The organism is Streptomyces sp. NPDC001381 (assembly GCF_042895685.1).
Classification (GTDB): Bacteria; Actinomycetota; Actinomycetes; order Streptomycetales; family Streptomycetaceae; genus Streptomyces.
This window is the reverse complement of the sequence record NZ_JBIAWO010000008.1, coordinates 86,560-104,908: the sequence shown is the minus strand read 5'-3', so window position 1 is coordinate 104,908 and position 18,349 is coordinate 86,560. Positions and strand designations below refer to the sequence as shown.

Sequence of the window (18,349 nt, the reverse complement as noted above, 5' to 3'; positions counted from 1 at the left end):
CCGGGGGCTGCCGTGGGTCCGCGCCGGACCTCAGCCGGTCAGGTGGCGCTCCAGCCAGTCCGCGGCCGCCAGGCGGAACAGCCGCCGGTTGTCCGCGCGCAGGAAGTCGTGGCCCTCTTCGCGCAGGGTGAGGAGCTCGGCGGGGACGCCGCGTTCACGGGCGGCCCGCACGAACTGCTCGGACTCGCCCGGCGGCACGTTGGTGTCGTGTTCGCCGTGGACGGCGAGCACAGGGACGCGCAGCGCGTCGATGCGGGTCATCGGCGAGAGCCGGCGCAGCAGTTCGCGGTCGCGCTCGGGGTGGCCGTACTTGTGGGCCGCCGACTCCGCGAGCCAGGGCTCCGTACCGGCGAAGAAGGTCGAGAAGTCGGACATGCCGCAGACGGCGACCCCGGTACGGAACAGGTCCGGGTGCCATACCAGGGAGGCGAAGGTCAGGTACCCGCCGTACGAGCGTCCCATGACCGCCAGCCGGGTCGGATCGGCGGGGCCCGCCGGTACCGCGTGGGCCGCGCAGTCCGCGACGTCGTCCAGCGCGGCGAAGCGGCCGGTGCCGAGGTCGGCGTCGACGAACGTCCTGCCGTGCCCCGAGGAGCCTCGGACGTCGGGGGCGAAGACGTCGAGGCCGCGGCCGGTCAGTTCGTGGTAGAGCGGGTTGAAGACGGGGCGTTCCTGTTCCTCCGGACCGCCGTGCAGGTGGATCACGCAGGGTGCCGGCTCGCCCGGAGCCCGGCCCGGCGCCCTGTAGTACCAGCCGCTCAGGGGCAGCCCGTCACGGGCGGTGAGCCGCTGGAGTACGGGCCGCACGGGGGGCCGGCCGGGCGGGGCCGCGTCCTCGTCGCGGGAGGACCAGGGGGTGCGCAGCAGGGACCCGTCCGCGGAGGCCCACCACACCCCGGGCCGGCGCTGCGACCCCGACAGCGCCGACAGCAGGCGCCGGGGGCCGGCCGCCACGAGGCGTGTGACGACCTCGTGGGGCAGGGGAACGGGGGTGGTCGGCAGGGGGCCGCCGGGTGCCTGGTGCGCCGGGGCGGTCTCGGCGAGTTCGAGCCGGCTCGCGCCCCGAGCGTTCCAGGACAGCGCGGCCGTGCGGCCGTCGTGCGACAGCTCCAGGAGATCGAGGTCGCTGTCCTGGCGCTCCGCCACGACGGACACACCCTGCGGCCGGCCGTCGGTGCCGAGGGAGACGGCGAGGAGCGCCGCGTACTCGCGGCCGGCGTCGCTGCGCAGCCACAGCGTCCGCCCGTCGGGCGAGAACCGTCCGATCCACGGGTCGCCGTCGGCGACCGGAAACGTGCACGTCGTCGCCGAGTCGGCGGTGCGCCGGACGACCGCCTCCCGCCGTCCGCGCGGGCCCCGGCGCAGCAGCACGAGTCCGCCGTCGCGGCTCATGTCGCACACCCGCAGGGTCGCGGCGTGCGTCTCGGTGGCGAGCAGGACGGGGGACGCGAGACCGTCGGGATCGATCAGGTAGGCCGACAGACCACCGTCGGCCCGCACCGCCGGCACACCGGCGGCCACGTCCCCGACCGCCCCCGCCGGACGCTGCCCCGCCGCCACCAGGGGCTCCCCCGCCCCCGCCGCAGGCTGCCCCGCCGCCGCCCATGACTGCCCCGTCGCCGCCACGGGCTCCCCCGGCGCCACCGGGGGTTCCCCCGCCCCCACCAAGGACTGCCCCACCCCAACCAGGGGCTCCCCCGTTCCCGCTGCGGGCTGCCCCGTCCCCGCCAGGGGCTGCCCGGGCGTCGTCGCCGTTTCGTACGGGGTGCCGCCCAGCAGGGTGGCGTGGCCGTCGCGGTCGGCCCAGGACGGCGGCGGCACGCCGTCGCCGTGCGTCGGGCCCGCCCCGTCCGTGAGCTGAGGGGCGGCCGGTGCGGACAGGGTGACGGCGACGGCGGAACCGTCGTGCGCCCAGCGGCCGAGGTGGGCGGTGCTGCCCGGGTCGGCCCCGGCCAGGACGCGGCGGCCGGTGCCGTCGGGACGTACGCAGAGCACGCGGGTGTGCTCACCGCCGCCCGGTGCGGTGGTGTAGGCGATCCAGCGGCCGTCGGGAGACCAGGCCACCTCCTTGACGGGATCCGGGGAGGAGTCGAGCAGGCGCACCTCGGCACCGTCCACGGGCCCGGCCCACAGCTGGGGAACGCCGCCCCGGTCGCAGATGAAGGCCACCTCGGAACCGTCGGCGTCGGCGGAGGGATACCAGCAGCCGTGAACCCGCAGACGGGTCACGGCGTCCCGCGGACCGCTCGCCTCCGGCAGGGGGACCGGCGCGGGCGCCGGGGCGGCGGCGGGGGCAGGGCCGTGCGCGTCCGCCGGCCGGGTGCCGGGGGGCGGCGGGGCGAGCGGGGCGCTGCCGGGCCGGGGGCGGGCGTCGAGGTACGGCGAGGTGGACGCCGCGCCGGACGGGGCGGCCGGGGTGCTCCGCGCGTCGGTCATGTGATCCCGTGCGTCTGCAGCCATATCTCCAACAACGCTACCTGCCACAGGGCGTTCGCTCCCCGTCTGGTGCGGTGCTGATCGGGCGCCGCGAGGAGCTCGGACACGTACGACTCCCGGAAGAGGCCGCGCCCCCTCGCCTCGGGCGCCTCGAGGGCCTCCCGCACCCTCTTGAGGACCGGACCCGCCATGTTCTTGACGGCCGGCACCGGGAAATAGCCCTTGGGGCGGTCGACGACCTCGCGGGGCAGCAGCCCGCGGCCCGCCGCCTTCAGCACGCCCTTGCCTCCGTCGGCCAGTTTGAGTCCGGGCGGGCAGGCCGCCGCCAGCTCGACCAGGTCGTGGTCGAGGAACGGCACCCGGGCCTCCAGTCCCCAGGCCATGGTCATGTTGTCGACCCGCTTGACCGGGTCGTCGACGAGCATCACGTGCGTGTCCAGACGCAGGGCCGCGTCCAGGGCCGTCTCGGCCCCCGGGGCCGCCATGTGCTCCCGGACGAAACGGCCCGAGACGTCGGTGCCGGGCAGCATGCCGGGCTCCAGCATCCGGGCGAGGTCGGCGTGCGGCCGGTCGAAGTACGTCTCGGCGTACCGCTCGGCGGCGTCCGCGCGGGCGACTTCGGCGAGCCGCGGGTACCAGTGGTAGCCCGCGAGCACCTCGTCGGCGCCCTGTCCGCTCTGCACGACCTTCACCTCCTTGGACACCTGCTCGGACAGCAGATAGAAGGCGACCACGTCGTGGCTGGTCATCGGTTCGCTCATCGCCGCGACGGCACCGTCCACGGCCGTCGACACCCGGTCGGAGGGAATCATCAGGCGACGGTGGTCGGTGCCGAACTCCCGGGCCACCACGTCCGAGTACCGGAACTCGTCGCCCTCCTCCCCGCCCTCCGACTCGAACCCCACGCTGAACGTCATCAGGTCCCGTTGTCCCTGCTGCGCCAGCAGCGCGACGATCAGGCTGGAGTCGAGACCGCCGGAGAGCAGGACACCGACCGGGACGTCGGAGACCATGCGCCGGCGCACCGCCGTGCGCAGTGCCTCCAGCAGGGCGTCCCGCCACGCGTGCGCGTCCATCCCCGCGTACTCGGCCCGGCGCGTGTACGACGGCTGCCAGTAGCGGTGGTCGTGGTGGGTGCCGTCGGGTTCCACGACCCGCACGGTGGCCGGCGGGAGCTTGCGCACGCCGGTCAGGACGGTGCGCGGGGCCGCGACGGTGGCGTGCCAGCTCAGGTACTGGTGGAGGGCCACCGGATCGAGTGAGGTGTCGACGTCTCCGGCGGCGAGCAGGGCGGGGAGGGAGGACGCGAACCGGAGGCGGCCCGGCGTCCCGGCCAGGTACAGGGGCTTGATGCCGAGCCGGTCACGGCCCAGCACCACGCGCCCGGACCGGTGCTCGACCAGGGCGAAGGCGAACATGCCGCGGAAGCGCTCCACGCAGGCGGGGCCCCACTGCCGGTAGGCCTTCAGCACCACCTCGGTGTCGGACGTCGAGGTGAAGCGGTGTCCGAGGCGCCGCAGTTCCTCGCGCAGCTCCCGGTAGTTGTACACACAGCCGTTGAAGACTCCGGTGATCTGGCCGCGGGGGTCGGTCATCGGCTGTGCTCCGAGATCCGACAGGTCGATGATCTTCAGTCGCCGGTGCCCCAGCGCCACCGCGCCCCGCGTCCAGGTTCCCCGGCCGTCGGGGCCGCGGTCCGCGAGCCGGTCGTTCATGCGCTCGACGGCCGCGAGATCGGGCCTGCGACCGTCGAAGCGGATCTCCCCGCTCAGACCGCACATGCCGTGCCGCCTCCCATCCGTTGGGCGTGGCCCGGCCGCCTCGGCGCGGCGGCCGGATCCTCTGCGTAGGGGGACAGAATGTCGGTGCCCATGGCGTTCACCTGCGGGTCAGGGGTTGCACGGACCGGGTCGCGGAGCCTGGCGCGCCGGCCGTGGGCGGAAGGTCCTTGCGTCGGGCGGGGTCGGTGCGGCGTACGCGTTCCCCCCGGGTCTCGGCGATCAGCAGGTCCGCACAGGCCAGCAGGTCCTCCTCCTGCGCGATCCGGCGGATGCGGCGGGCGGCGCTGCCCTCGGCGAGGGCCGCCTCCGCCAGCGCGCCGACGGTCTGCCAGTCGCCGTGCGCCTCCAGGGCGGGACGCAGTCGCGTGAGCAGCTTGCGCACGACCTGCCCGGCGGGCGCCTCCCGGTGGGTCTCGGGGTCCACCAGGCCGCCTTCGAGCCCGGACCGTGCGGCCCGCCAGGAGGCGCCGCGCAGCCATTCGTGCCGGCCCGTGCAGTCCGGGGCCCGGCCCGTCCCCAGCCGCTCGCAGGCCTCGGTCACCAGGGCGCGGAACAGTCCGGCGACGAGCACGACGGTCTCGGCGCGCGGGCAGGAGTCGCAGATGCGCAGTTCCAGCGTCTTGAGGTGCGCGGACGGGCGGAGGTCGTAGTAGATCATCCCCGCGTCGCTGATGATCCCGGTCTGCACGAGGTCGCGGACCGTGGCGTCGTACTCGTCCGCGTCCGCGAAGCAGCCGACCGGGCCCGCGGTGGGCCAGCGCTGCCAGAGCATGGTGCGCCAGCTCGCGTAGCCGGTGTCGGACCCCTGCCAGAACGGCGAGCTCGCGGAGAGGGCGAGGAGCACGGGCAGCCAGGGCGAGACCGCGCACATGACCCGTACCGCCGTGTCGCGGTCGGGTATGTCGACATGGACCTGGGCGCCGCAGATGAGCTGCTCGTCGGCGACCGTGCGGTAGTCCTCGACCATGTGGCGGTAGCGCGCGCCGGCGGTGGGGTGCGCGGCCGCGGCGGGCGCGAGCGGCGCCGTCCCGGCGGCCACGACCGCGAGGCCCAGCGAGGAGGCGGCCGCGTCGAGCCGCCGTCTCGTTCCGGCGAGGTCGGCGTAGAGATCGTCGAGGGACGCGTGCACCTCGCTGTTGGTCTCCACGGTGGACTGGTGCAGTTCCGTCGTGAAGGTACGGCGCGGGAGGCGTCGCAGGAGGGGGTCGGCGCGCGGCACGAGCAGCCCGCTCTCCACCTCCAGGACGTGAAACTCCTCCTCCACTCCGATACGAACGCTCACGGTCACTCCTCGGGGCGATGCGGAACGGCTGCCCGCCGTCGTGGTGAACGGCGCCTCACCGGCGGGCAGGACCGCGGGTGAGGACATCCGAGTCACCAGGACGCCGTTTTCCAACCCCACGCCGCCCACGTGACCCAGGCGACACTCGGATGAGCGGCCGCTGCGCGGGCCCCGGACCCGGTGCCGGCGGCGGACCGGGGCGGGGCCCCGGCCCGGGCGTCTCCTATAATTTGGCTCCGAACGATCGAAGGAGCGTGCCTGTGCCCGGCCACCGGTCCATCACCGAAGCGGAGAAGCTGGCAGCGGCGAAGCTCGGCGGGATACCGATCCGGCGCGAGCAGATGGCGGTCGTCGCCAACATCTACCGCGCCGCCTCGGCCGTCCGGCAGCACCTGGAGAACTCGGTGCTGCGCGGCGCCGATCTCACCTGGACGGCGTTCGTCGTGCTGTGGGTGGTGTGGGTCTGGGGCGAGTCGGAGACCCGGCATGTCGCCGAGGAGGCGGGGATCTCCAAGGGGACGCTCACCGGGGTGGCGCGGACGCTGGAGGGGCGGGGGCTGCTCGAGCGGGCCGGTCACCCCTCGGACGGCAGGCTCGTGTTGCTGAGCCTCACCGACGAGGGGGAGGCGCTGATGCGGCGGCTGTTCCCGGAGTTCAACCAGGAGGAGGCGTTCGTCGCCGCCCGGCTCAGCGACGAGGAGTGCCGGAGCGTCGCGGAGGGGCTGCGGCAGGTCGTGCGGCAGGTCGAGGAACTGGGCGAGGAGCGCCGGCTGGCCCTCCTCGACGGAGCCGAGCCGGCCCCGCGCCGCAGTGGCCGGCGGCCGAAGGGCTGAGGACCCGCCGCCCGCACAGCGGCGCCGCACCGGCACGACCCAGGAGGTCGCCCGGTGCGGCGCCGCTGTGCGGGGCAGGGGATCAGTGCCGGGGCGGACGGACGCCGCGGAACTCCCAGTCGCCGCCGAGGGCGGTGGAGAGGACTTCCTCGGACTCGGTGGGCTGGGCGCCGACGTCGGCGCGGATCGGGGTGGGACCGGTGACGATGTGGTTGGTGAGCCTGCCGAGGCCCTCGACCTCGACCTCGACGACGTCACCGGGCCGGACCGGGCGGGAGTTGGCCGGGGTGCCCGAGAGCAGGACGTCGCCGGGGTGGAGGGTGATGGTGCGGGCGATGTCGGCGACGAGGTAGTGCATGTCCCACTTCATCTCGTCGGTCGAGCCGTCCTGCACCACACGGCCGTTGACGTACGTGCGCAGGCTCTTGCCGTGGAAGTCCCAGTCGGTGACCAGGCCGGGACCCAGGGGGCACAGGGTGTCGGAGCCCTTGACCCGGAGCATGGAGCCGGCGTCGGTGTCGCGGAAGTCGTGCAGGCCGTAGTCGTTGGCGATCGTGTAGCCGGCGATGTACTCCCCCGCCTCCCGCGGGGACACGTTCCGCGCGGTCCTGCCGATGACGATGGCGACCTCGCCCTCGTAGTTGAGCCAGGAGCAGCCCTCGGGACGGACGATCGCGCCCTTGTGGGAGTTGAGGGCGGAGGTCGGCTTGTGGAAGTACGTGGGCGTGTCGGGCAGGTCGATCCCGAACTCGTCGACGCGGCTCTGGTGGTTGAGGTGGACGGCGATCACCTTGGACGGGACGACCGGGGGCAGGTGCTGCGCCTCCTCGGTCTTCACCCTGCGGCCGTCCCCGGCGACGAGTTCGTCCCCGTCGACGGTGACCTGGACGGCGGCGCCGTCGAGGAGGATGCGGCGGTACTCAGGCATGCGCGGACTCCTGTGACTCCTGTACGGGGATGTGGGATGCCGTCCAGCCGTCGGCGGGGCGGTCGAACCAGAGGTGGACCTGACCGGTGCCGACGGAGTTCTCGTACTCGCCGTACTGGCGTGCCCGGGCGACGCAGGCCTGCTCGCCGAGGGCGCCGGCCATCATCAGGTAGTGGAAGAACTTCGCCTCGGGCTTGTACGTCCAGAACTCGTCCATGGTGGCGAGCACCTTGTCGTGACGGCCCTCCTTGAACCAGGCGATGCGCCGGTGGTCGGCCTCGCGGGCCTCCGGCGTGCGGATGTGCACCGGGTCGCTCGCCTCGTGGTCGCGGATCTCGCGCAGCGGCCAGAAGGAGTGCGACAGCGCGCCCGACGCGATGAGGAGCACCCGGCGTCCGGGGGTGGCGGCGATGCCGTCCGCGAGCGCGCGGCCCAGGCGCAGATGGTCCTCCATGTCACCGGTCTGGCAGACCCCGATGGTCACCCACCGCTTGTCCGGCAGCCCCTCGCCGAGGAACTTCCAGAGGTTGATGGTCGCGTAGTAGACCGGGAGGTACTCGTCGTCGATCGGGGTGATCCAGGTGCCGTGCTTGTCGGCGAACGAGGCGATGTTGTGGGCGAGTTCGGGGTCGCCGGGGTAGTCGTACGGCATCCGGCACATGCCGCGCGGCAGCTCTTCGGAGGTGAAGAGCCCGGCCCGGCGGTGCTGCGCGGTGACGACGAACTCGACGGTCGTGGCCCAGTGCGAGTCGAGGACGACCACGGTGTCGTAGTCGTCGCTCTCGAAGACGTCCTCGCGGAGCCGGTGGAGTCCGGTGACGAGGGTGATCTCCTTGCCCTCGTTGAGCTCGAGCCGGTCCTCCTTCGGGAGCACGATGGTGGGGACGTGGGCGAGCAGGCCCGCCCCGACGATCTCACCCATGGTTGGTCCATCCGTTCGGTGCGGTCACGGTGTTCTTCAGGTCGCAGTAGAAGTCGAAGCTCCAGGTGCCGCCCTCACGACCGACGCCGGACTCGCGGGAGCCGCCGAAGGGTGCCTGCAGGTCGCGTACGAAGAAGCAGTTGACCCAGACGGTGCCCGCGACGAGCCGCGAGGTGACGCGTGCGGCGCGCTCGGGATCGCCGGTGGCGACGGTGGCGGCCAGGCCGAAGCGGGTGTCGTTGGCGAGACGGACGGCCTCCTCCTCGGTGCCGAAGGTCTGCAGGGTGAGGACCGGGCCGAAGACCTCCTCCTGGACGATCTCCGAGTCCTGCGCGACATCGGTGAGCAGGGTCGGCGCGTAGTACTGGCCGTCCTTGCGGTGCCCGCCGACGACGACGCGCGCCCCCGCCGCGACCGCGCGCCGCACGAAGCCGTCGATCTTCTCCAGCTGGCGCGGATGGATGGTGGGCCCGATGTCGGTGGCCTCGTCCCGAGGGTCGCCCTGCGTGAGCCGGCCGGCCTTCTCCACGAACCGGCGCGTGAACTCCTCGGCGACCGCGTCCTCGACCAGGAAGCGCGTCGCGGCCAGGCACACCTGCCCGGCGTTGTCGTACTGCTCGACGGCGAGGTCGACGGCGAGGTCCAGGTCGGCGTCGGCGAAGACCAGCAGCGGGGACTTGCCGCCGAGTTCGAGGCTGAGCGGGGTGAGGTGGGCGGCGGCCGACGCGGCGATCCGCCGGGCCGTGGGGACCGAGCCGGTGAAGCTGATCCGGCGTACGTCCGGGTGCGAGGTGAGGGTGTCGCCGATCTCGGAGCCGTAGCCCTGGACCACGTTCAGCACCCCGGCGGGCAGCCCGGCCTCCGCGGCGATGTCCGCGAGCAGGGAGGCGGTCAGCGGGGACCACTCGGCGGGCTTGAGGACGACGGTGTTGCCCGCCGCCAGCGCCGGGGCGACCTTCCAGGTGGCGAGCATCAGCGGGGCGTTCCACGGGGTGATCAGCACGCAGGGGCCCGCCGGGTCCCAGGAGACGTGGTTGGTGTGTCCCCGGGTCTCGAAGTCCTCGTGGTCCAGCTTCAGCAGCCAGTCCGCGAAGAAGCGGAAGTTGTGCGCCACCCGGGGCATCACACCGCGGCGGTGGGAGCGCAGCAGGGCGCCGTTGTCGGCGGTCTCGACCTGGGCGAGGTCCTCGAGCCGCTTCTCCACGCCGTCGGCGACGGCGTGCAGGACGCGGGCGCGTTCGGCGCGGGAGGTGGCCGCCCAGGCGGGGAAGGCCGCTGTGGCGGCGGCCACCGCCGCGGCGGCCTCCGCAGCGGTGCCCCGCGCGATCTCGCCGAGGACGCTTCCGTCGATCGGCGAGACATCGGTGAACGTGTCGGCGGAGGCGACACGCTCGCCGCCGATCCAGTGCCGGGTGTCGACGGGGACTCCGGCAACGATGATCTTGTCAGACATGAGAACGGCTCCTGGGGAACGAGGGAACGGCGGCCCACCTGGGGGCGCGGGGAACAGGGCGGGCGACCGCGCGGCACCCGCACGTCGACGGCCTCACCCGGCCTCCGCTCCCGAGGTTCCGGACTCCAGCAGCCGCCCGCCGTCCCACACGACGCCGACCTGCCGGTAGTACGCGGCGATCGGCTCCCGGATCTCCAGTCGGGCCAGCTCCTCCGTGGGCGCCTCGAAGAGCTCCAGCTCCGCCTCTCCGACCCAGGGCTGCCCGCCCTCGAAGGAGGCCGCCCCCGTCTCGATCAGCTCGTCCAGCGCCAGCCCCTTGCCCTTCTCGACGGACGGCAGCCACCGGTGATGGGCCATGGGGTGGGCGTTGACGAACCCGTTGGTCGCGGCCGGCTCCCGCAGGGTGACCACGGCCTGGGCGAGACGCCGGTCCGCGGCGGCCAGCGTGGCGCCGAACCGCGCCCCCGCCTCGATCCGCGGAGCGGGCCCGTAGGGATGCGGACGCGTCTGGTGGATCGACCCGAGCTTCTTCGGGTAGCCCTGGTGCAGCCCGCGCGCGACGGCGAAGTCCTTGTCGACCCAGATGTAGACGCACCGCGAGTACGTGCGCCCGCGGAACTTGCAGCGGACGACCGCGAACGCCTCCTTGTACTGGGAGAGCACCGGGTCGAGGAGCTCCTCGCCCGAGCCGGAGCAGGACTGCCAGTCGGCCCAGATCAGCGCGACCGCGCCGGGGTCGTCGTCCGCCGGCTCCAGCGGCTCGGGGAGCAGTTCGCGCACCCGTGCGGGGTCGGTCCGGTACTCGACGGTGAGCAGGTCACCCGAGTACCGCCACGGGGGCGAGGGAATCAGCGAGGAGGCACCACTCGCCGTCTTGGGATGGAAGTAACCACGGACAGGGGGCATGACGGGTTTCCTTACGCGGTGGGAGCGGGCGACTTGAGCAGCTGGGCGCGGTAGCCGACGGCGCCTCGCGCGGCGGCCTGGCCGCCGAGCGCGACCACGCCGACCAGCCGGCCGTCGCGGTGACAGCCGACCAGGACGTCACCGTCCGGGTCGCCGTCGAGGACCCGGACGTCCCCGAGGCCGAGGACGGGCGCGCCGAACGACTGCAACCGGAAGTCGTGCTGGTCGCTCCAGAAGGTGGGCAGCGGGGCGAAGGGCGCCTGGTCGGCCTCGGCACCGGTCAGACGGGCGGTGAGCGTGCGCGCGGCGTGCCGGGCGGTGTCGGTGGGGATGGACCAGTGCTCGACCCGGCGCGGGACGCCGTCGTAGCGGGCGTTGGGGAAGCGCGCGACGTCGCCGACCGCGACCACGTCCGGCCGTCCGCCGACCCGCAGCTGCTCGTCGGTGAGCACCCCGTCGGAGAGGTCGAGCCCGTTGCCCTCCAGCCACTCGACGTTGGCGACCGAACCGACGGACTCCACCACCACGTCGGCCGCGAGGACGGTCCCGTCGTCGAGGACGACGCCGGTCACCCGGTCGTCCCCGGCGAATCCGGCGACGCCCGCGCCGAGCGCGAAGCGCACCCCGCGCTCCTCGTGCCGCTTCAGCAGCGCGCGGCCCAGCAGCTCGCCGAGCGGCCGGACCATGGGCAGCGGCAGCGGATCGACGACGGTCACCTCGCGGACGCCGAGTCCCACGGCGGTGGCGGCGACCTCGCAGCCGATGAAGCCGGCGCCCACCACGACCACCCGGACGCCCGGCCTGGTCAGCGCGTCGCGCAGGCCCTGGGCGTCGGCGAGGGTGCGGACCGTGTGGCGGCCGGCGAGCGGGCCGGGGCAGCGCAGCCTGCGGGGGCGCATGCCGGTGGCGACGACCAGTCCGTCGTACCGGAGCTCCGTCCCGTCGTCGAGTGCCACGGTCCGTTCGCCGAGGCGCGCGGCGACGACCCTGGTGCCCAGCCGCCACTCCACGTCGGCGGCGGCCGGCTTCGGGGTGAGGGCGAGCGACGCGAAGGAGGCCTTGCCGGCCAGGACCTCCTTGGACAGCGGAGGCCGGTTGTAGGGCATGTGCGGCTCGTCGCCGACGACCGTGATCGCCCCGGTCCAGCCCGCGGCCCGCAGCTGCTCGGCGGCGCGCAGACCGCCCATCGAGGCGCCCGCGACCACTACGCGTCCCGTCATGGAGCTCAGCCCTCGATCCGGATGGCCTGCAGCGGGCACACGTCGGCGGCCTCCTCGACCTCGTCGCGCAGCGCGTCGTCGGGGTCGGGGACGAAGGCCAGGCGGCCGTCGTCGTCCATCGAGAAGACGTCCGGGGCCGCGAAGACGCACTGGCCGTGGTCCTGGCACTTGTTCATGTCGACGACGACCTTCATGGCCGGTCCTCCTGAGGGGTGAGGGCGTCGGAGCGGTGGAGAGGGGGGAGAAGGACCGGCCCGGATGCGACCGGGCCGGTCCCTCGGCCAAAGGGGTGCGGAGCACCGCACCCCAACTCGTTTGGCGTCAAACAACATAGGAAGCCGCCAGGCCCTGGTCAATACCTGTCCACATGGATAAGTTTTTTGCCTCACCCCCTTGCGGGGCGACGACTCCTGTTCATACCGTTCGGGGCCAAACGACCAGCTGCTCCGGGGGAGCCCCCGCCCGTTCCGCTCAAGGAGACATCGGTGAGCGCATCCGACAGCCCAGACATCCACCGGCACAGGGAGCGGCTCGCCGCCGAGGGCGTCGACGTGGTCCGGGTGATCTACCCCGACCTCATCGGCACCGACCGCGCCCGGGACGTCCTGCTGGACCACCTGCCCTCGGCCTGCGAGCACGGCCTGGCCTTCTGCCGCGCCGTGTACCACACCACCCCCGGGGGCGACGTGGTCCCGGTCGCGGGCGGCCTCGACGCCGGCCTGCCGGACGTGTGCGTGCGCCCCGACCTGACCACGGCGGCCCTCCTCCCCTGGGAGCCGGGCGTGGCCACCTGTCTCGGCGAGGTCGTCGACCCGGCGACCGGGGCCCCCGCCCCCGAGTCGCCGCGCGACCTGCTGCGCTCCGTCCTGGCCCGGTGCGCCGAGCAGGGGCTGCGGCCCGTCGTCGGCCCCGAGCTGGAGTACTTCCTGCTGGAGCCCGCCCCCGGCAGCCCCGCCGGCTGGCGCCGCTCTCCCGAGGCCACGGGAGCCGTGTACACCGCCGGGCTGCGCGCCGACCCGGAGAACCACCTGCTGCGCACCCTGCGCCTGCTGCGCGACCTCGGTCTCGGCGTCGTCACCGGCAACCACGAGTTCGACGGCGGCCAGTACGAGATCAACCTGACCCACTCCGACGCCCTCGACGCCGCCGACCGCGCCTTCCGTTTCAAGGCGGCCGTCAAGGAGGTGGCGCGCCGGGAGGGCAAGCTGGCCACCTTCATGGCCAAGCCGTTCGGCGACGCCGGCGGCTCCGGCTTCCACCTCCATCTGTCCTGCGAGGACACCGAGGGCGGCAACGCCTTCGACGACCCGTCCGGCGCCCACGGCCTGTCCGCCACCGCCCGGCACGCCGTCGCCGGCATCCTCGCCCACGCCCCGGCGCTCGCGGCGCTGGCCAACCCGACCGTGAACTCGTACAAGCGCTTCGGCCCGGACACCCTCGCCCCCTGGCTGATCGACTGGGGGCTGGACAACCGCAGCGCCATGCTCCGCATCCCGCCCGAGCGCGGCTCCGGCGCCCGCCTGGAGCTGCGGCTCGGCGACGCGAGCGCCAACCCGTACCTGCTGATCGCCGGAACCCTCGCCGCCGCCCTGCTCGGCGTCCGGGCGGGCGAGGAGCCCCCCGCCCCGCTGGAGGGCTACGGCTACGACACCGCCCGGTCCGCCCTGCTGCCCCGGAGCCTGGCCGCCGCGCTCGACGCGCTGGAGGCGGACACCGCCCTGACCGATCTGCTCGGCAAGGACTTCACCACCGCCTTCCTCACCTACAAGCGGGACGAGGTCGAACGCTTCGGCCGGCACGTCACCGACTGGGAGTTCACCGAGTACGCCTACCACCTGTGAGTGAGTCCGCCGGACGCCCCGCACCCTCGCCGCCCCCGCCCAGGAGAACCACGACCATGACCAGCCCCGCCGTCCCCACCACCCGAGACGAACTGCGTGCCGCCCTCGACGAGCCCCTGCCGCTGGAGCGGGTGGACCTCGCCGACCTCGACCACTTCGCCGACGGCGTCACGCCCTGGCGGATGTTCCACACCCTGCGCCACGAGGACCCGGTGCACTGGCAGCCGGAACAGGCCCCGAACTCCGGTTTCTGGGCGGTGACCCGGCACGCCGACATCGCCCGCGTCGACCGGGACGCGGAGACCTTCACCTCCACCAGGTTCGTCAACCTCGAGGAGCTCGACGACGACCAGATCAAGAAGCGGGCCTCCATCCTGGAACTGGACGGCGTCCGCCACCGCGCGCTGCGCAGCGTGATCCAGCGTCAGTTCGGCGCCGGTGTCATCGCCAGCTACACCGACTTCCTGCGCGGCCTGACCGCCAGGACCCTCGACGCGGCCCTCGCCAAGGGCACCTTCGACTTCGTCGCCGACGTCTCCGCCGACTTCCCCATCAACGTGCTGGCCCGGCTGCTCGACGTGCCGCCGGAGGACAACCAGCAGCTCATCGACTGGGGCAACCGCATCATCGGCAACACCGACCCCGACTACGCGGACGTGCTCCTGCACAGCGAGGAGAGCGAGAAGTACCGGGACCTGCCGTTCCGCTCCCCCGCGTCCGTCGAGGTCTTCGAGTACGGCCGTGAGCTGGCCCGGCAGCGGCGCGGGGGCGACGGCACGGACCTGGTCTCCCGGCTCGTCAACACCACGCCGCGGGACGGCGTCCCGCTCTCCGCCCAGGACTTCGACAACTACTTCCTGCTCCTGGTCGTCGCCGGCAACGAGACCACCCGCCACACCATCTCCCACTCGATGCTGGCCCTCCTCCAGCACCCCGAGCAGCTGGCCCGCCTCAAGGACGACCCGTCCCTGATCCCCGCGGCGGTCGAGGAGTTCCTGCGCTGGGCCTCCCCCGTCTACCACTTCCGCCGCACCGCCACCCGCGACGTCGAACTGGGCGGCAAGCGGATCAGGGAGGGCGACAAGGTCGTCATGTGGTACGCCTCCGGCAACCGCGACGAGGAGGTCTTCGGCAACCCCTACGACTTCGACGTCACCCGGCGGGACAACGACCACGTCACCTTCGGCAAGGGCAGCCCGCACCTGTGCCTGGGCAACCTGCTCGCCCGCACCGAGATCCGCATCATGTTCGAGGAGCTGATCCCGCGGATCGCCGGCATCAGACTGGCCGGCGACGTCCCGCGCGTGCGCTCCAACTTCGTCAACGGCATCAAGAAGCTGCCGGTGGAGGTCACGCTCGCCTGACGGGCCGGCGGCCGCCCCGGCCCGCCGCCGCGCCGCACCGCGCCCGGGGCTCAGCTCCGGGCCGGGGCGAGCACCACGAAGTCCGCGTCGGACGGGTCGAGGCAGACGGCCAGCCGGCCGACGCCCTCCGCCTCCATCGGCCCCATCTGCACCCTGCCGCCGTTGCCCTCGACCTGGGCGACGGCGGCGTCGCAGTCGGCCACGGCGAACACCGGGTGCCAGTACGGGTGTCCGCCGGCCAGGGCGAGATCCTCCTTGCCGACCTCCATGAGACCGCCCTGCATGCGCTCCTCGGGCTGCCCGGCGGGGGTGATCAGGACGTACGTGCCCCCGCCGCCGGGGAGTTCCATGTCGCCGTACCGCCAGCCGAAGACAGCGCCGTAGAACTCCCTGGCGGCCGCCGCGTCGCTCGTGTACAGCTCGGTCCAGGACAGCGAGCCCGGCTCGTCCACCAGCTCGAAGCCCGCGTTGCTCCCCGGCTGCCAGGCGGCGAACTGGCCGCCGAGCGGGTCGCTGAACTGCGCCATCCGGCCCCATTCGCCGAGGTCCCGGGGCGCCACCCGCACGGTGCCGCCCGCGCGCTCCACGGCCTGGGCGGCGGCGTCCGCGTCGGTGACGGTGTAGTAGATCATCCAGGCCGAGCGCGCGCCCTCCTCGGTGAGCCTGCCGAGCCCGGCGACGATCTTGCCGTCCTTCCGGAACATCCCGCCTTCCATGTCCTCCCCCTCGCCGCCCATGGACTCGTACTCCCAGCCGAGCACGGCGCCGTAGAAGTCCGCGGCGGCCCGTACGTCGGGGGCACCGAGGTCGAGCCAACAGGGGGCGCCGGGGGTGAGGTCGGTGGTGATCACGGCATCTTCCCTTCTGCGGGTCCTGGTGATGTCAGCGTGACACCCGGCACGGACGGCCGCGCGGCGGCCGGGTGGCGGCCGCCCCTAGGGGGTGTTGTGAAAGTCCAGTGCGGTGCCCGCGGTGTCCGGTGCGTGCCCTCGGCGTGCCGGACGAAGGCCCTCGTAGCGGAGCTACTTGGGCCTTTGGCCGGTGCGGCGAGGGTGCGTGCCGGGCGCCGCGGGTGCTGTGCGGGACTTTCACAACACCCCCTAGGCGAACGCGGGGAAGCCGGTCGTCTCGTTCAGTTCCGCCCAGACCGTCTTGCCGTGTCGGGCGTGACGGGTGCCCCAGTGTTCGGCGAGCCGGGCGACCAGGAGCAGGCCGCGGCCGCCCTCGTCGTGGGCGCGGGCGCGGCGCTGGTGCGGGGTGGTGCTGCTGCTGTCGGAGACCTCGCACAGGAGGCTGCGGACGGGGGCACCCGCCGGCCCGTCCAGGCTCTGGGGACGGATGAGGCGCAGCCGGATGGGGGGCCGTCCGTAGCGGATGGCGTTGGTGACCAGTTCGCTGACCACCAGTTCGGCGGTGAAGTCGAGGTCGTCCAGGCCCCAGGTGCTCAGCTGCCGGGAGACGCTGGAGCGGGCCCGGGAGACGGCGGCCGGGTCGGGCTCCAGGTCCCAGCCGGCGACCCGGGCGTCCCCGAGGGAGTGCGTGCGGGCCACGAGGAGGGCCACGTCGTCGTCGGGGCGGGCCGGCAGCAGGGTGTCGAGGACGGTGTCGCAGACGGCCTCCAGGGAGGGGGCGGGCCGGGCGAGGGCCTGGCGGAGCAGGGTGAGCCCGGTCTCGGCGTCGTGCTCGCGGGCTTCGATCAGGCCGTTGGTGAAGAGGGCGAGGAGGCTGCCTTCGGGGAGGGTGACCTCCGTCGTCTCGAACGGCAGGCCCCCCAGGCCGAGCGGCGGGCCGGCCGGCAGGTCGAGGGTGTCGGCGGTGCCCTCCCCGGTCGCCACGGCGGGCGGCGGATGGCCGGCGCGGGCGAGGGTGCAGCAGCCGCCGACGGGGTCGTAGACCGCGTACAGGCAGGTGGCGCCGAGTTCGCCGTCGGCCTCCCGGTCCGGGTCGGCGGCGGCTTCGGCGGACAGGCGCAGCACGACGTCGTCCAGGTGGGTGAGGAGTTCGTCGGGCGGCAGGTCGATGTCGGCGAGGGTGCGTACGGCGGTCCGCAGCCGGCCCATGGTGGCGGCGGCGTGGATGCCGTGCCCGACGACGTCGCCCACCACGAGGGCGACCCGGGCGCCGGACAGCGGGATGACGTCGTACCAGTCGCCGCCGACCCCGAGCCGGTCGCCGGCGGGCAGATAGCGGCAGGCGACCTCCACGGCGGACTGCGGTGGCGTGTGCGACGGGAGCAGGCTGCGCTGGAGGCTGAGGGCGGTGGCGCGGGCGTGGGTGTAGCGGCGCGCGTTGTCGACGGCGACGGCCGCTCGGGCGGCGATCTCCTGGGCGAGGAGGAGGTCCTCGTCGTCGTAGCGGTCGGGGGTGCGGTCCCGGCAGAACCGGGCGACGCCCAGGGTGGTACCGCGGGCGCGCAGGGGCACGACCAGCGTCGAGTGGACCGCGGCCGGCTCGCTCGCGCGGCCGGGGCCGGGGCCGGGCGGGCCGTCCGGCTGGTGGCGCGAGGGCCGGCCGCTGGTCAGGGCGCGGACCGGCGGTGAGTCGTCCGGGTAGGTGTGGAGCTGCCCCGGCGCCGGTTCCCGGCCGTCGCCGGACGCCGGCCGCAGGGCGGTCCGGCGCAGGGCGAGCGGTTGATCCGGCGGGGAGTCGGGTTCGTGGAGCGCGGAGTCGAGCAGGTCGACGGTGGCCAGGTCGGCGAAGTGCCCGAAGGCGAGATCGGCCAGTTCCTGGCTGGTGCGGGCGATGTCCAGGGTGGTGCCGATGCGCATGCCCGCCTCGTTGACCATCGACAGCCGCCACCGCAGTCTGCGGTCCCGCTCCTCCTGGAACGCCGTCACGCCCTGCTGGGACGCGCGGTCCACGTATCCGGCCGTCGTCTCGGCGAGCATGCGTGCCGCCGCGCTGATCAGCTCGGGGTCGCTCGTCAGACGGGGGAGCTGGGCGAGCAGCCGGTCGAGGGTGATGCCCTGGGCGAGGCGGTGCGCGCGCAGCATCGCCGTGACGGCGATCCCGTGGCGGGCCAGCCGTCGGGCGCGGTCGACGTCGGCGGCGGGGGGATCGATCAGGCTGGGATCGACGCCGTGCTCGAGCCCGGCCAGACCGCCCACCAGGTGCTCGGTGATGTTGCGCGCGGTGATGCCGGCGATGTCCGGGTGCTGCCAGAGCTCGGGCAGCTCGTCGCGCAGGCACCGCTCCACCTCGGCGATCAGCCCGTCCGCACCACGGCCGAGCTCTTGCGCGGCGCGGGCGACGAGGGTGTCCGCGGTGACGTCCACAGTCTCGACGGTACGCCGAACGGGTCGGTGCGCCCTGCCGACGGTCGGGTGCCCGGTGACCGGCGGGCTGGTTCATTGCTCACTAGTGTGCAATTATCGGGACAGCCC

14 protein-coding genes are annotated in these 18,349 nt (G+C 73.8%); 3 read left to right on the top strand and 11 right to left on the bottom strand.

Translation table 11 applies throughout. The annotated features are described in order from the left end of the window. Positions 1 to 30: 30 nt before the first annotated feature. From ACFY2L_RS30015 to ACFY2L_RS30005, 3 genes are all read right to left on the bottom strand, one after another. Entirely contained in the window at positions 31 to 2,436 is a 2,406-nt protein-coding gene (locus tag ACFY2L_RS30015; RefSeq protein ID WP_390823951.1) for a S9 family peptidase, read from the bottom strand. Continuing rightward, a complete protein-coding gene (locus ACFY2L_RS30010) occupies positions 2,433 to 4,217 on the bottom strand; it encodes an N-acetylglutaminylglutamine amidotransferase (protein WP_390823950.1) in 1,785 nt (594 codons plus the stop codon). The genes ACFY2L_RS30015 and ACFY2L_RS30010 overlap by 4 nt, the downstream gene beginning before the upstream one ends. 97 nt (positions 4,218 to 4,314) lie before the next feature. Then, positions 4,315 to 5,499, bottom strand: coding sequence for a glutamate--cysteine ligase (locus ACFY2L_RS30005; protein ID WP_390823949.1), 1,185 nt, complete (start codon positions 5,497 to 5,499; stop codon positions 4,315 to 4,317). Positions 5,500 to 5,759: 260 nt separating this feature from the next. On the opposite strand from ACFY2L_RS30005, the gene ACFY2L_RS30000 reads away from it, so the two are divergent. Then, the gene (locus tag ACFY2L_RS30000; RefSeq protein WP_390658950.1) at positions 5,760 to 6,332 is read left to right on the top strand and encodes a MarR family winged helix-turn-helix transcriptional regulator; all 573 of its coding nucleotides are present in this window, start codon (positions 5,760 to 5,762) and stop codon (positions 6,330 to 6,332) included. Positions 6,333 to 6,414: 82 nt separating this feature from the next. On the opposite strand, the gene ACFY2L_RS29995 is transcribed toward ACFY2L_RS30000, so the two are convergent. The 6 genes from ACFY2L_RS29995 to ACFY2L_RS29970 form a co-directional block, all read right to left on the bottom strand. Next, entirely contained in the window at positions 6,415 to 7,260 is an 846-nt protein-coding gene (locus tag ACFY2L_RS29995; protein ID WP_390823948.1) for a fumarylacetoacetate hydrolase family protein, read from the bottom strand. Continuing rightward, a complete protein-coding gene (locus ACFY2L_RS29990) occupies positions 7,253 to 8,182 on the bottom strand; it encodes a 3,4-dihydroxyphenylacetate 2,3-dioxygenase (protein ID WP_390823947.1) in 930 nt (309 codons plus the stop codon). Before ACFY2L_RS29990 ends, ACFY2L_RS29995 begins: the two co-directional genes overlap by 8 nt. Further along, the gene (locus ACFY2L_RS29985) at positions 8,175 to 9,635 is read right to left on the bottom strand and encodes an aldehyde dehydrogenase (RefSeq protein WP_390658953.1); all 1,461 of its coding nucleotides are present in this window, start codon (positions 9,633 to 9,635) and stop codon (positions 8,175 to 8,177) included. Before ACFY2L_RS29985 ends, ACFY2L_RS29990 begins: the two co-directional genes overlap by 8 nt. Before the next feature lie 93 nt (positions 9,636 to 9,728). Beyond that, a complete protein-coding gene (locus ACFY2L_RS29980) occupies positions 9,729 to 10,541 on the bottom strand; it encodes an acetoacetate decarboxylase family protein (protein WP_390658954.1) in 813 nt (270 codons plus the stop codon). Between the two features lie 11 nt (positions 10,542 to 10,552). Beyond that, complete coding sequence (locus ACFY2L_RS29975) at positions 10,553 to 11,761, bottom strand: NAD(P)/FAD-dependent oxidoreductase (protein ID WP_390658955.1); 1,209 nt, start codon at positions 11,759 to 11,761, stop codon at positions 10,553 to 10,555. A 5-nt stretch (positions 11,762 to 11,766) separates the two neighbouring features. Continuing rightward, positions 11,767 to 11,955, bottom strand: coding sequence for a ferredoxin (locus ACFY2L_RS29970; RefSeq protein WP_390658956.1), 189 nt, complete (start codon positions 11,953 to 11,955; stop codon positions 11,767 to 11,769). Between the two features lie 291 nt (positions 11,956 to 12,246). On the opposite strand from ACFY2L_RS29970, the gene ACFY2L_RS29965 reads away from it, so the two are divergent. Next, positions 12,247 to 13,602: a glutamine synthetase family protein gene (locus ACFY2L_RS29965; RefSeq protein ID WP_390658957.1), complete on the top strand. Its 1,356-nt coding sequence runs from the start codon at positions 12,247 to 12,249 to the stop codon at positions 13,600 to 13,602. 56 nt (positions 13,603 to 13,658) lie between these two features. Further along, entirely contained in the window at positions 13,659 to 14,966 is a 1,308-nt protein-coding gene (locus ACFY2L_RS29960; protein WP_390658958.1) for a cytochrome P450, read from the top strand. Between the two features lie 50 nt (positions 14,967 to 15,016). On the opposite strand, the gene ACFY2L_RS29955 is transcribed toward ACFY2L_RS29960, so the two are convergent. Together ACFY2L_RS29955 and ACFY2L_RS29950 are read right to left on the bottom strand one after the other, a co-directional pair. After that, positions 15,017 to 15,817, bottom strand: coding sequence for a VOC family protein (locus ACFY2L_RS29955; RefSeq protein ID WP_390823946.1), 801 nt, complete (start codon positions 15,815 to 15,817; stop codon positions 15,017 to 15,019). A gap of 249 nt (positions 15,818 to 16,066) precedes the next feature. Next, complete coding sequence (locus tag ACFY2L_RS29950; RefSeq protein ID WP_390823945.1) at positions 16,067 to 18,241, bottom strand: SpoIIE family protein phosphatase; 2,175 nt, start codon at positions 18,239 to 18,241, stop codon at positions 16,067 to 16,069. Positions 18,242 to 18,349 lie beyond the last annotated feature (108 nt).

Excerpts from the sequence above, each read along its gene's own strand:
- ACFY2L_RS30010 (WP_390823950.1), bottom strand. The coding sequence starts at position 4,217 with ATGTGCGGTCTGAGCGGGGAGATCCGCTTCGACGGTCGCAGGCCCGAT.
- ACFY2L_RS29960 (WP_390658958.1), top strand. The coding sequence starts at position 13,659 with ATGACCAGCCCCGCCGTCCCCACCACCCGAGACGAACTGCGTGCCGCC.
- ACFY2L_RS29995 (WP_390823948.1), bottom strand. The coding sequence starts at position 7,260 with ATGCCTGAGTACCGCCGCATCCTCCTCGACGGCGCCGCCGTCCAGGTC.
- ACFY2L_RS29975 (WP_390658955.1), bottom strand. The coding sequence starts at position 11,761 with ATGACGGGACGCGTAGTGGTCGCGGGCGCCTCGATGGGCGGTCTGCGC.
- ACFY2L_RS29980 (WP_390658954.1), bottom strand. The coding sequence starts at position 10,541 with ATGCCCCCTGTCCGTGGTTACTTCCATCCCAAGACGGCGAGTGGTGCC.
- ACFY2L_RS29985 (WP_390658953.1), bottom strand. The coding sequence starts at position 9,635 with ATGTCTGACAAGATCATCGTTGCCGGAGTCCCCGTCGACACCCGGCAC.
- ACFY2L_RS29990 (WP_390823947.1), bottom strand. The coding sequence starts at position 8,182 with ATGGGTGAGATCGTCGGGGCGGGCCTGCTCGCCCACGTCCCCACCATC.
- ACFY2L_RS30015 (WP_390823951.1), bottom strand. The coding sequence starts at position 2,436 with ATGACCGACGCGCGGAGCACCCCGGCCGCCCCGTCCGGCGCGGCGTCC.
- ACFY2L_RS29970 (WP_390658956.1), bottom strand. The coding sequence starts at position 11,955 with ATGAAGGTCGTCGTCGACATGAACAAGTGCCAGGACCACGGCCAGTGC.